15 protein-coding genes are annotated in these 11,988 nt (G+C 63.2%); 6 read left to right on the plus strand and 9 right to left on the minus strand.

The features are described 5' to 3' along the window. Positions 1-110: 110 nt before the first annotated feature. Together N5D53_RS24755 and N5D53_RS24760 are read right to left on the minus strand one after the other, a co-directional pair. Positions 111-491, minus strand: coding sequence for a hypothetical protein (locus N5D53_RS24755; protein ID WP_020190956.1), 381 nt, complete (start codon positions 489-491; stop codon positions 111-113). 215 nt (positions 492-706) lie between these two features. Beyond that, positions 707-1,894: an MFS transporter gene (locus N5D53_RS24760; protein WP_190870083.1), complete on the minus strand. Its 1,188-nt coding sequence runs from the start codon at positions 1,892-1,894 to the stop codon at positions 707-709. A gap of 106 nt (positions 1,895-2,000) precedes the next feature. Between N5D53_RS24760 and N5D53_RS24765 the strand changes: the two genes are divergently transcribed. Continuing rightward, the gene (locus N5D53_RS24765; RefSeq protein ID WP_104962303.1) at positions 2,001-2,885 is read left to right on the plus strand and encodes a LysR family transcriptional regulator; all 885 of its coding nucleotides are present in this window, start codon (positions 2,001-2,003) and stop codon (positions 2,883-2,885) included. Positions 2,886-2,923: 38 nt separating this feature from the next. Here the strand turns inward: N5D53_RS24765 and N5D53_RS24770 are convergent, their stop codons facing one another. Beyond that, the gene (locus N5D53_RS24770) at positions 2,924-3,673 is read right to left on the minus strand and encodes a 3-oxoacyl-ACP reductase family protein (protein WP_003252861.1); all 750 of its coding nucleotides are present in this window, start codon (positions 3,671-3,673) and stop codon (positions 2,924-2,926) included. Positions 3,674-3,791: 118 nt separating this feature from the next. Between N5D53_RS24770 and N5D53_RS24775 the strand changes: the two genes are divergently transcribed. Then, positions 3,792-4,730: a LysR family transcriptional regulator gene (locus tag N5D53_RS24775; protein ID WP_064490988.1), complete on the plus strand. Its 939-nt coding sequence runs from the start codon at positions 3,792-3,794 to the stop codon at positions 4,728-4,730. 114 nt (positions 4,731-4,844) lie between these two features. On the opposite strand, the gene N5D53_RS24780 is transcribed toward N5D53_RS24775, so the two are convergent. Together N5D53_RS24780 and N5D53_RS24785 are read right to left on the minus strand one after the other, a co-directional pair. After that, on the minus strand, positions 4,845-5,315 hold the full coding sequence (locus N5D53_RS24780) for a GreA/GreB family elongation factor (protein ID WP_020193655.1): 471 nt from the start codon (positions 5,313-5,315) through the stop codon (positions 4,845-4,847). Positions 5,316-5,317: 2 nt separating this feature from the next. Then, positions 5,318-5,716, minus strand: a complete 399-nt coding sequence (locus N5D53_RS24785; protein ID WP_020193656.1) for a hypothetical protein — start codon at positions 5,714-5,716, stop codon at positions 5,318-5,320. Positions 5,717-5,845: 129 nt separating this feature from the next. On the opposite strand from N5D53_RS24785, the gene earP reads away from it, so the two are divergent. Together earP and efp are read left to right on the plus strand one after the other, a co-directional pair. Then, on the plus strand, positions 5,846-6,979 hold the full coding sequence (gene earP, locus N5D53_RS24790; RefSeq protein ID WP_190870084.1) for an elongation factor P maturation arginine rhamnosyltransferase EarP: 1,134 nt from the start codon (positions 5,846-5,848) through the stop codon (positions 6,977-6,979). 48 nt (positions 6,980-7,027) lie between these two features. Next, positions 7,028-7,597 carry an elongation factor P gene (efp, locus tag N5D53_RS24795; protein ID WP_003252871.1) on the plus strand — a complete coding sequence of 190 codons (570 nt, stop codon included), beginning with the start codon at positions 7,028-7,030 and terminating at the stop codon, positions 7,595-7,597. 210 nt (positions 7,598-7,807) lie between these two features. Here efp and N5D53_RS24800 read toward each other — a convergent pair whose 3' ends face one another. From N5D53_RS24800 to N5D53_RS24810, 3 genes are all read right to left on the minus strand, one after another. After that, positions 7,808-8,236: an organic hydroperoxide resistance protein gene (locus N5D53_RS24800; RefSeq protein ID WP_104962299.1), complete on the minus strand. Its 429-nt coding sequence runs from the start codon at positions 8,234-8,236 to the stop codon at positions 7,808-7,810. A gap of 140 nt (positions 8,237-8,376) precedes the next feature. Then, the gene (locus N5D53_RS24805) at positions 8,377-8,832 is read right to left on the minus strand and encodes a MarR family transcriptional regulator (RefSeq protein WP_104962298.1); all 456 of its coding nucleotides are present in this window, start codon (positions 8,830-8,832) and stop codon (positions 8,377-8,379) included. Positions 8,833-8,890: 58 nt separating this feature from the next. Further along, positions 8,891-9,844: a LysR family transcriptional regulator gene (locus N5D53_RS24810; RefSeq protein ID WP_121161958.1), complete on the minus strand. Its 954-nt coding sequence runs from the start codon at positions 9,842-9,844 to the stop codon at positions 8,891-8,893. A 113-nt stretch (positions 9,845-9,957) separates the two neighbouring features. On the opposite strand from N5D53_RS24810, the gene N5D53_RS24815 reads away from it, so the two are divergent. Further along, positions 9,958-10,707: a sulfite exporter TauE/SafE family protein gene (locus N5D53_RS24815; protein WP_104962906.1), complete on the plus strand. Its 750-nt coding sequence runs from the start codon at positions 9,958-9,960 to the stop codon at positions 10,705-10,707. A 28-nt stretch (positions 10,708-10,735) separates the two neighbouring features. Here N5D53_RS24815 and N5D53_RS24820 read toward each other — a convergent pair whose 3' ends face one another. Further along, the gene (locus tag N5D53_RS24820) at positions 10,736-11,587 is read right to left on the minus strand and encodes a LysR substrate-binding domain-containing protein (protein WP_003252879.1); all 852 of its coding nucleotides are present in this window, start codon (positions 11,585-11,587) and stop codon (positions 10,736-10,738) included. Between the two features lie 96 nt (positions 11,588-11,683). Between N5D53_RS24820 and N5D53_RS24825 the strand changes: the two genes are divergently transcribed. Then, the gene (locus N5D53_RS24825) at positions 11,684-11,902 is read left to right on the plus strand and encodes a DUF1127 domain-containing protein (RefSeq protein ID WP_014591954.1); all 219 of its coding nucleotides are present in this window, start codon (positions 11,684-11,686) and stop codon (positions 11,900-11,902) included. Positions 11,903-11,988: the final 86 nt, after the last annotated feature.

Genomic DNA, 11,988 nt, shown 5'->3' on the forward strand with positions numbered 1-11,988 from the left:
TACCCCTGTAGGAGCGGGTTTACCCGCGAAGAGGCCGGCACAGGCCATGAAAAAGGCGGCATCTTACCAGCCGCCTTCCACATAAAACGATCCAGGCCCGGTGTATTCAGTCAGCCTGTCCTGATCGGCCGCTTGTGCTGCCGCCAGTTGTCATCGATCTTCGACCAGGTCTTGCCATCGGTAATGGCCATCAACTTGCGTCCATCCTTGAAGGTGGCCAGAAAGGTCGCTTCTTCTTCCTTGCCACCCAACCACAGCCCGGCCAGCAGCCCTACTGGCCCTGCCACCAGGGCGCCGGCCACGCCCCAGCCCAAGGCGCTGCCAAGGTTGCGGTTGGTTTCCAGGCTGGCCAGCCGCAAGTCGCTGATGCGTGCCAGGGAAATCCGCTCACCGGGTGAGGGGCTGCGCGCGGTCTTGAGTGTGAGCGATCCATTGCGATACTCGCCTTCACCTTGCAAGAAATCGCCGGACTGTACCGTGAGTCTTGTCATAAATTCATCCTGTCAGGGAAAGGGCATTCCAGCGCTTACTGAGCGCTGCCCCGGCAGGCAAGTCAACGGCATTGCGACGGAGGGTAGTGCGGTACTTTGTCGCCATGGCTGGCCTCTTCGCGGGCATGCCCGTACCCACAGGCGTATCACTGCCCGGAGGTTTGTGAGGCACCTGTGGGAGCGGGCGTGCCCGCGAAGAATCCAGCGCGCATTTTTCAGGCCACCTGCAAGGCATTCTTGCGCTTGCGTTCGGCCCATCCCCAGGCCAGCAACGCCAGCCCGCCAATCACCAGCCCCGCCACCACGATCCCCATCCAGCCCTGGCGCTGGAACAGCTGCGTGCCCAGCAACGACCCAAGTGCCCCGCCAATGAAGTAGCAGGTGATATAACCGGCATTCAGCCGCGTACGTGCCTCGGGCCGCAGGGCGATCACTGCGTTCTGGTTGCTCACATGCACCAGTTGTACCGCCAGGTCGAGCATCAGCACGCCCAGCAGCAAGGCGAGCAGCGACTGTTCGGCAAACCCCAGCGGCACCCACGACAGCAGCAACACCACCAGGCCCACGGTGGTACCCAGCGCGCCCTTGCCACGGTCTGCCAGGCGCCCGGCCCAGTTGGCCGACAATGCACCCGCCGCACCGGCCATGCCGAACAGGCCGATCACTGCATCCGAATAGTGGTAGGGGCCTTTCGCCAGCAGAAACGCCAGTGGGGTCCAGAACAGGGCGAACAGGCTGAATGCCAACAGACCGAGCAGCGAGCGCAGGCGCAGCACGGGCTCTTCGATGAACAGACGGAACACGGAGCCGATCAGCGCCGGGTATTTCAGCCCGGCGTGGCTGTGGTGCTGTGGCAGGCTGCGGTACAGCGCCACGGCAGTAACTGCCATCAGCACTGCGGCCAGCACGTAGATACTGCGCCAGCCACCCAGCTCGGCCATGAAGCCGGCAGCAGTACGCGCCAGCAGGATGCCCAGCAGCAGGCCGCTCATCAGTGTGCCGACCGCGCGCCCACGCTGATGGGGCTCGCTCAGGGTCGCTGCCATCGGCACGAGGATCTGTGCCACCACCGAGAACAGCCCGGTCAGCGCCGTGCCGAGCAGCAGCCAAGGCAGGCTGGGTGCGCAGGCGCTGATGACCAGGCCCAGGGTGGAGACAACGGTCATCACGGTAATCAGCCGGCGCTGCTCGAACAGGTCGCCCAGCGGTGCCAGCAGCAACAGGCCGGCGCCATAGCTGAGTTGCGCGGCAATCACGATGCTGCCGGCGCTGGCGGTGCTCAAGCCAAACTGCTGGGCGATGCTGTGCAGCAGCGGTTGGGCGTAGTAGTTGCTGGCCACGGCCAGGCCTGTGGCGGTGGCCATCAGCAGGATCAAGGCGCGGCTGAGAGTGGGGGTGTGCATGCAATTCTCGTGGGGGCAGTGGTGTGTAGTGATGATTATCAGCAAGTGTCAGGCATGACACCAATGTATAGTTTTCAGCCTATTCATCTTGAAAGCAGATAGATCGATGAACCTCAAGCAGCTCGAATATGCCCTTGCCGTGGCCGACACCGGCAGTTTTACCCGCGCGGCGGAGCGCTGCCATGTGGTGCAGTCGGCCCTTAGCCATCAAGTGGCGCGGCTGGAGGCGCAGCTGGGGGTGAGCCTGTTCGAGCGTAGTTCGCGGCGGGTACGCCTGACCCCTGCGGGGGAAGCCTTTGTGCTCAGCGCGCGGCCCGCGGTGGAAGCGGCCCGGCGCATTGCCGATGACGTGGCAGCGGCCTGCGGCCAGGTGCGCGGGCGGCTGGCGATTGGTGAAATCAGCTCGCTCACCGCGCTGGATCTGGTCGACCTGTTGGCGGTGTTCCACGGTCGTTATCCGGATGTGGATGTGCGCTGGCTCACGGCCAAGAGCGAATTGCTGATCGCTGACGTACTCGAGCGGCGCCTGGACGTCGGCTTTATCGGGCTGTGGCAGGGCGAAGTAGTGCAGGGGGTGCAGCATCGGTTGCTGGCCCGGGAAGAACTGGTGGCGGTGTTGCCGTTGGGGCATCGCCTGGCGGGCAGGGCACAGCTGGCGCTGGCTGACCTGGCAGGCGAAGTGTTGGTGGATTTCCCCGAAGGCACCGGGGCGCGACGACAGACCGACGAGGCGTTTCAGGCGGTGGGGTTGCAGCGCAGGGTGCAGTTCGAGATCGGGCATGTTCGTCTGGTAGAGAAATTCGTTCAGCGGGGCATGGCCGTCGGCCTGGTGCCCGAGCGGGTGGCTCAGGGCATCGAAGGGGTGGCCGTGGCGCGGTTGGTGGATGCGCCGGTGCGGCACTTGTATGCGGTGTGGTCGTCCAGCCCCACACCGGCTGCCCGGGCTTTTCTGGAGGTGATGGAACAGTGCCTGGGGGCAAAGAAAGGCTAAGCCTGTGCCGGCGCTGCGCGGCACAGGCAAGCGTTCAATCAGGCTGCAAACCCACCATCCACCGTCAGGCTGGCCCCGGTGATATACCCGGCTTCAGGCCCTGCCAGGTAAGCCACGAAGCTGGCAATCTCCTCCGGCTCGCCATATCGCCCAATGGCCATCAGCGGAATCAGGCTCTCGGCAAACTCGCCACTGGCCGGGTTCATGTCGGTGTCCACCGGGCCGGGCTGCACGTTGTTCACGGTAATGCCCTGCGGCCCGAGGTCGCGTGCCATGCCGCGGGTCAGGCCAACCAGTGCCGACTTGCTCATGGCGTACGGTGCACCACCGGCAAACGGCATGCGCTCGGCGTTGGTGCTGCCAATGTTGATGATACGACCGCCCTGGCCCATATAGCGTGCCGCGGCCTGGCTGGCGACGAACACGCTGCGTACGTTCACGGCCAGCATGCGATCGAAGTCGGCCAGGTCGAACTCTGTCACCGGGGCCACTGCCAGCACACCGGCGTTGTTGACCAGGATATCCAGCCGGCCCAAGGCCTTCACGGTGTCATCCACCGCCAGCTGCACGGCTGCGGCATCAGCGCTGTCAGCCCGCAGGGCCAAGGCTTTGCCGCCGTTCTCGGTAATTTCCCGAGCCAGTTCTTCAGCCGGGCCGGCAGAGCTGACATAGGTGAAGGCCACTTGCGCGCCTTCGCGGGCCAGGCGCCTTACGATAGCTGCGCCAATGCCTCGGGAACCGCCCTGAACCAGGGCCACTTTGCCTTCGAGTGTAAGTTGCTTGGACATGCTGTTCTCCTGCTGGAAGCCAGGCCGAAATGCCTTGGATGGGCACAGTATCGGCGCTCGATTGCCTACTGATAAGATGGTAATCACTATCAGCAGAGTAAACCTTTGGTTGCTAATCATGGCCATGGAATCATTCAGCGCGTTGGAATGCTTCATCCGCAGTGCCGAGGTCGGCAGTTTTGCCGAAGCCGCCAGGCGCCTGAGCCTTACCCCGGCTGCCGTGGGCAAGCACGTTGCGCAGCTGGAAGCGCGCCTGGGTGTGCGGTTGTTCCAGCGTAGTACCCGCAAGCTGACCTTGACCGAAGCGGGGCAGCGTTTTCTCGGCGAGGTCAGTGACAGCTTTCGCACCATTCAGTACGCCGTGGCCAACCTGGCCAGTGCAGAAGGCCAGCCGGCTGGGTCGTTACGGGTGAGCATGGGCACGGTGTTCGGGCGTTTGTATGTGCTGCCGTTGCTGGGGGAATTCTTGCGCCGATACCCGGCGATTACCCCAGATTGGCATTTCGACAACCGCCAGGTCGACCTGATCGGCCAGGGCTTCGATGCAGCGATTGGCGGTGGTTTCGAACTGCCGCCAGGGGTGGTGGCGCGCAAGCTGACCCCGGCGCACCGGGTGTTGGTGGCGGCGCCGGCCTATCTGCAGCGGCACGCGCCGATAGAAGACCCGCAGGTGCTGCAACGCCATGACGGCATCCTGGTGCGGTCACCGCAGACCGGGCGGGTGCGCTCGTGGCCGTTGACCAGCCGTTGGCAGGCGCAACAGCCGCTGCAATTGCGCCAGGCGATGACCATGAGCGATTCGGACGCGGCGTGCGCGGTGGCCGAGCAGGGGCTGGGCATTGCCCTGGTGAGCCTGCCGTTTGCCGTGCCCTACTTGCTGGCCGGGCGGCTGCTGCGGGTGTTGCCGGACTGGTATGTGGACGATGGGCATATCAGCCTGTATTTCGCCGAGCACAAGCTGTTGCCGGGCAAGACCCGGGCGTTCATCGATTTTGTGGTGGAGCAGTTTGCCGAGCAGGGGCTGGCGGGGCGGTTCGATGCCCTGCAGGCCCTTTAGAGAATTATTGCCTGTGCCGGCCTTTTCGCGGGCCCGCCCGCGCCCACAGGGATATCACAGCCCTGAAGACAGTGGGGTCCTTGTGGGAGCGGGTGTGCCCGCGAAGAGGCCGGTTCAGACAACATCGACAATGAACGATACCTGTGCGCCCAGGTTCACCTCGTCATCCACGCGCTTGCCCAGCAGTTGCTGCCCCAGCGGCGATCGTGGGGTAATCACCGTCACCAGCCCGTCACCCTCGCCAATCTTCAACCCCGCTGCCTCAGGCCCGAGAAACAGCCGGCGCTGCCCGCCATCTTCATTTTCCAGCGTCACCAGGTTGCTTACCTGCACACCGCGCGCCGGGTCGTAATCACGCAGCAGCAACTGCTGGTAGATCACCAGCGCCTGGCGGATCTCGGCACTGCGGCGCGCCTGGCCGGTGGCCAGGTACGAGGCCTCCAGGCCAAGCGTGTCGTACTTGTTCTCGGCGATGTTCTCTTCGGCGGTGGCGGCCTCGTAGGCGGTTTGCGCCGCGCGGGTCAGCACGTCCAGGTCATGCTCGAGGGTGGCGACAATCAGCGCCAGCAGGTGGGGCTTGTCCATGGTCAGTAACAGAACTCCAGCACGTTGGCCTGGCTTTTTTCGGTGGGCGCGGTACGGTTTTGCTGCAGCCAGAACTGGCACTTGGGGCTGTTGAGGTTGCGCGGGTTGCCTTGGGCGGCATCGGCGGCCTGTTGCAGCTCCTGTTTGTGCAGGATGTCCTTGTAGCGTTCGAACATCTCGGCCTGGGCATCCTGGGCAGTGGCCGGTGCAGGCGTTGCAACGGGGCGGTCTGCATGCGGGGCTACAACCTGGGCCAGAGGTTGCACCTGCTGTGGCCACAATTGCTGGGCCAGCCACAGGCTCGCGGCAATGGCCATGGCGCCTAGCCACAGGCCCAAGGCAACGCACATGATCAACGGCAACGGCTTGAGGGTGATCTTCAATTCACGGTGGCGCGGCATGGCAGCCTCCTGGCAACGTGGTAGGGGGGCATTGTCGCATGCGCTTGGGCATTTTTCTGCGCAGGTGCTTTTGTCAGCGCCAATTTATGCGCAGAATTCGCGGTTTTTGCACCAGCACGGGAGGGGCGCATGAAAGCCACCTGGGACATCTTCTGCAGCGTCGTCGACAACTACGGCGATATCGGCGTGACCTGGCGCCTGGCCCGGCAGTTGGTGGCCGAGCACGGCCTGGCGGTGCGCCTGTGGGTGGATGACCTCAACGCTTTCACGCCCATGTGCCCTGGCGCCGATGCCACGGCGGCGCAACAGTGGCAGCACGGTGTGGATGTGCGCCAGTGGCCGGCAGCGTGGTTGCCGGTGGCGCCGGCCGATGTGGTGATCGGCGCATTCGCCTGCCAGTTGCCCGCAGCCTATGTCGAGGCCATGCGTGCCCGCCCGCAGCCGCCGCTCTGGCTCAACCTCGAGTACCTGAGTGCCGAGGACTGGGTGGAGGGTTGCCACGGGTTGCCTTCGCCGCAGCCCAACGGTTTGCGCAAGGTATTTTTCTTCCCGGGCTTTACCGACAAAACGGGTGGTTTGCTGCGCGAAGGTTCGCTGCTGGCCCGGCGTGACGCGTTCCAGCAGTCGGCGGAGGCGCGCCGTGCCTTTTTGCAGGGGCTTGGTGTAGACCTTGTGCCGGGTGCGCTGCTGATCTCGCTATTTGCCTATGAAAACCCGCAGCTGGGCAACTGGCTTGATGCCCTGGCCACGGCTGACCAGCCTTGCCACCTGTTGGTCCCGCAAGGGCGCGTCGTCGCGGGGCTCAGCCAGTGGTTGGGCGAGGGCCCGCTGCACGTGGGTGATGTGCGCACCCGCGGGGCGCTGACCGTTCAGGTGCTGCCTTTCGTCAGCCAGGACGACTTCGACCGGCTGTTATGGAGCTGTGATTTCAATGCCGTGCGTGGCGAAGACTCGTTCGTGCGTGCGCAGTGGGCGGGGCAGCCGATGCTGTGGCACATCTATGTGCAGGACGAGAATGCCCATTGGGAAAAGCTCGAAGCGTTCCTCGCGCATTATCGCTGCGGCCTGTCAGACGATGCCGATACAGCCCTGCTGGGCCTGTGGCGTGCCTGGAACATGGATTTCGACATGGGCCAGGCCTGGCGGGCGGCCCGCCAGCATTGGCCGGAACTGCAGCAGCATGCCCGCCTTTGGGGGGCGCGACAGGCCGCTCAGCCGGACCTTGCCACAGCGCTAGTACACTTTTACCGAAATTCGCTATGATACGCGGCCTCGATTTTTATAAATCCATCCAGATTCGGATACTTCGTAATGAAAACTGGTAAAGAACTGAAACCCGGTACCGTCCTGCGGATCGACAACGACCCGTGGCTGGTTCAAAAAGCTGAGTTCACCAAGTCGGGCCGTAACAGCGCGATCATGAAGACCAAGCTGAAGAACCTGCTGACCGGCTACAAGACCGAAACCGTATACGGTGCGGACGACAAGCTGGACGACGTGATCCTGGATCGCAAAGAAGCGACCCTGTCGTTCATCAATGGTGACGAGTACACCTTCATGGACACCACCGACTACACCATGTACGAGCTGAACGCCGAGGACATCGAAGCCGTTCTGCCGTACATCGAAGAAGGCATGGAAGACGTCTGCGAAGCCGTGTTCTTCGAAGGCCGTCTGGTGTCGGTTGAGCTGCCGACCACCATCAGCCGTAAAGTTGTCTACACCGAGAACGCTGCTCGCGGTGACACCTCCGGCAAAGTCATGAAGCCTGCCAAGCTGGCGAACGGTACCGAGATCTCGGTTGCCGACTTCATCCAGATCGACGAGTGGATCGACATCGACACTCGCGACAACAGCTTCAAAGGCCGTTCCAAGAAGTAATGCTTCTTGCGAGACGCAAAAAACCCGGCGCAAGCCGGGTTTTTTTATACCTGTGTGCTCGTGCTTTTGTGGGTGCAACTGTCGTGCTCAATTTCTAAAAGCTGGCGCAGATCCGTGTGGGAGCGGGCTTGCCCGCGAACACGGGCGAAGCCCGTGCCATCCACCTCGCGGGTAAACCCACCCACAGGGGATCGCGCAAGCCTTTGCGTCTTAGACGGTTACGTGCAGGCGCACATCCACATTACCGCGGGTGGCATTGGAGTACGGGCACACCTGGTGCGCCTTTTCTACCAGCCCTTCGGCATCGGCCTGGGCCAGGCCCGGCAGGTTGATGTGCAGGTCGATGTCCAGGCCGAAACCGCCCGGGATCTGGCCGATGCCCACCTTGGCGGTGATCGAGGAATCTGCCGGCAGGGCTTTCTTCTCTTGCCCGGCCACGAACTTCAAGGCGCCGATGAAGCAGGCCGAGTAACCAGCGGCGAACATCTGCTCGGGGTTGGTGCCGTCACCGCCCGCGCCGCCCAGTTCTTTGGGGGTGCTGAGCTTGACTTCCAGCTTGCCGTCGCTGGAGCGGGATTTGCCGTCGCGCCCACCGGTGGAGGTTGCTTCTGCGATGTACAGCGGAGTGACCTTTTGCATCTTGAGCCTCGCTAATGTGCTGTGCACTCCCGTTTGCAGGAGGGCGGGGGTTGGTGTGGGATTTAAATTAGCGCGCAATTAGTTAGCGCGCAAGATAAATCATCACCGTTCATCTGAACGGCCATCTCACAGCATAGCGCTCAGAGGTTTTTTTGCAGGTTGTCGCGCAGGATCAGCAGGTCGGCTTGCAGTTGCTGCAGCTGCTCCAGGCTGCGCCCGCTGGCCTTGAGAATGCATTGCGGCACCTCTTTGGCCCGCTGTTGCAGGGCGCGGCCCTTGTCGGTCAGTTGCACCATCACTACCCGTTCATCTTCGCGGCTGCGGTTACGCTGCAACAGGCCTTCGCTTTCCAGGCGCTTGAGCAGCGGGGTCAGCGAGCCCGGGTCGGTCAGCAGGTGCTGGCTGATTTCGCCCACGGTCAGGCCGTCACGCTCCCAGAGTACGAGCATGGCAAGGTATTGCGGGTAGGTCAGGCCTAGCGCCTGCAGCAGCGGTTTGTAGACCTTGGTCATCAGCAACGAGGTGGAGTGCAGGGCGAAACAGACCTGGTTGTCCAGCAGCAGCTCGTCACAGGAGGCTTGGGTGTCGGCGTTCATGCAGGTCCTTGAAAGTCATCAATGGAAAATTCTGGCACGCTGATCATCAGTGCGCGAATTAATCGCGCAGTTCACTGCGCAAGGCCAGGTCCCAGGGTGGAATCGGGCTGAAGCGGCTCTTGAGGAATTCGAGCAGCAAACGGCTGCGAGAGTTCGTTTCATGTGCCAGGCGTAGCGCGTAAATGCCGCTGGTCTCCGCTTCAGGCAAGCCGCCGTCGCAGAACAACGGGATCAGCTCGCCGCGCAGCAGGTATTCACTGATCAGCCAAGTGGGAAGGTGGGCTATCCCCAGGCCGGCGAGGGCGCCGAACAACAAGGTCTCGGCGTTGTTGGCGGCCATGCGCATGCGCGCGGGGCGGTACAGGCGGGTTTGCCCGGCCACACTGAAGCGCCAGGCGAACGGCGGCGCCAGGCCATCCCAGTCCAGCCCGTCATGCCCGGGCAGTTCGCTGGGGCAGGTGGGGATGCCGCGGCTGGCCAGGTAGGTGGGGCTGGCGCAGGCGATGCGTACCATGTAGGCGAGCGGCGTGGCGACCAGACGGGTGTCGGCCAAGGGGCCGGCGCGCAGCACCAGGTCGACCTCGCCCAGGTGGCTGCCCTGCAGGTCGACAAAGCTGTCGATCAACCGCAGTTGCACGTCCAGGCCCGGGTAGGCCACCAGGAAGTCGGCAATGGCCGGGGCCAGGTGGCGGCGGCCAAACGCGGCAGGGGCGTCGATGCGGATCAGGCCTTCCGGGGCATTGCTCAGTGACACCGCTTCAGCCCGGGCCAGGCGCAACTCCTCGATGATGCGCCTGGCCCGCTCGGCAAAAGCGTTGCCTGCAGGCGTGGCCCGCACTGCGTGGGTGCTGCGGGTGAACAGGCGGCTGCCGACGGCGCTTTCCAGGTTGTCGATGCGCCGTGCTACCGCAGATGGGGTCAGCGGGTGGCGACGGGCGGCGGCAGAAAAGCTGCCGGTTTCCAGCACATCGAGGAACAGGCTCAATTGGTCGGTCAGGGTATCGGGGCTCATGGCTGCCTTGCTTTTGCGAAAAACGCACAGCCATTGTGCGCTGCTGTGCGTTTCCCCGCCAGCGCACAATCGTTAGCATGCTCGCATTATTGGTACAGGCGGACGAGGCCCTGATGATCGAGTGGTTGTTGTATATCGTGCTGGGCGCAGCCCTAGGCACCATGGGGGGCTTGTTTGGCATAGGCGGCGGGCTGATTGCGATTCCGGCGCTGGGCGTGCTCTTCGGCCTGGACCAGCAGTTGGCGCAGGGGACGGCGTTGGTGATGGTGGTGCCGAACGTGCTGCTGGCGCTGTGGCGGTATCACCAGCGCAACCGCATCGCGTTGCGCCATGCGTTGCCGCTGTCGGCGTGCAGCTTCTTGTTCGCCTGGCTGGGATCGATCTGGGCGGTGGGGCTTGATGCGCATTCCATGCGCCTGGGTTTTGTCGGCTTTCTGGTGGCGCTGGCGGCGTGGAACGTGGTGCGGATGTTCATGAAGGTGTCGCCGCCGAGTGCCGAGCTGCGTCATGCCTGGCCGTGGCTGGGTGTGCTGGGCAGCTTTGCCGGCACCATGGGCGGCTTGTTCGGGGTGGGTGGGGCCGTGGTAGCCACGCCGATCCTGACCAGTGTGTTTGGCGCTACTCAGGTGGTGGCGCAGGGGCTGTCACTGGCGCTGGCGGCGCCGAGTACCTTGGTAACGCTGGTGACCTATGGCGTGCACCATAGCGTTGACTGGGGGGTTGGGATTCCCTTGGCGGTGGGTGGCTTGCTCAGCATCAGCTGGGGCGTGAAGCTGGCCCACGCGTTGCCGGAGAAGGTATTGCGGGCGATGTTCTGTGTGTTTCTGGTGGTCTGTGCGGTGATGCTGGGGTTTGAGCTTTGAGATGTTGGGGCCGTTTTTCGGCCCCCGATCACTTGAAACCCTCAACGATGTAGTCGGCCATGCAGTCGGTGATTGGCGAGGGGGTCTGTGTACTGCGCACCAGCATTACATTGGCCATGGGCAACTGCGGCAGCCCTTCGCTCTCACCCAGAATGCGGATGTTGCCCCCGATCAGGCTCTGCAGCTGCGCGGTCACTGCCAGCCCGGCGGTGACGATGGCAAAGATCGCCGCCAGGCTTGGGCTGGTGTAGGCAATACGGTAATCGATGCCCTGTGCCTCCAGCGCATTGCAGGTCCAGGCGCGACAGAAGCAGTCGGTGTTGAACAGAGCCACCGGCATCGGCCGCTGTTCGTGTGGGCAAAAGCCTTCTGCCGCGGCCCACACCAGGCGTTCCTGGCGCAGCAACTGGCCAATCTCGTTGCCGGGCTCGCGGGTGACGATGGTCAGGTCCAGATCCTGGCGCAGCATCAGCTGCTTGGACGAATCGCAATGCACTTCCACCTGCACCAGCGGGTAGGCCTGGGCAAAGCTCGACAAGATGGTCGGCAGGAAGCGCATGGCGTAGTCGTCTGGTGTGCCGATGCGCACCAGCCCCACCATGTGCGGCATGCGCAGGGTGTTGAACACTTCGCCATGCAACTTGAGAATGCGCCGGGCATACCCCAGCAGTACCTGGCCTTCGGCGGTCAGCCGCACCTGACGGCCATCACGTTCGAATAGCTGGCGCTGCAGAATGTCTTCTTCCAGGCGTTTCATCTGCATGCTGACCGCTGACTGGGTGCGGTTGACCACTTCGCCAGCGCGGGTAAAGCCGCCTTGCTCGGCAATGGCGACGAAGGTGCGCAGGACGTCCGCGTCGAGGCTCTGGTACTGGGACATTGCATCAATCTCCGAGATGCATCGCATCAGAAACATTCGTTGGATTGATCTTATGCCTGGCGTGAGACTGAGGCCATCAACACGGAGGGCTTCACGATGAAAGGTCATGTCAGCAGCATCCAGCAACCTGCCTTTTCCCTGAGCTACCTGTGGCATGCGGCCTTGCAGCGTCCGGCGCGTTGGCTGGAGTTGTACCGTCAGCGTCAGGAACTGGCCAGTCTCAGTGATGCAACTTTGCGCGACTTGGGGTTGAGTCGGGCGGATATCCAGCAAGAGGCCGAGCGGCATTTCTGGGATGATCCACTGAGGAAGTGATGCCAGGCGTGGCAGTCGCTCCAGCTCCAGCTCCAGCTCCAGCTCCAGCTCTTGCTTTGGCTTTTGCTTCTAAGCGCGCGGTAGTT

It is taken from the genome of Pseudomonas sp. GD03862 (assembly GCF_029840855.1).
GTDB lineage: Bacteria > Pseudomonadota > Gammaproteobacteria > Pseudomonadales > Pseudomonadaceae > Aquipseudomonas > Aquipseudomonas alloputida.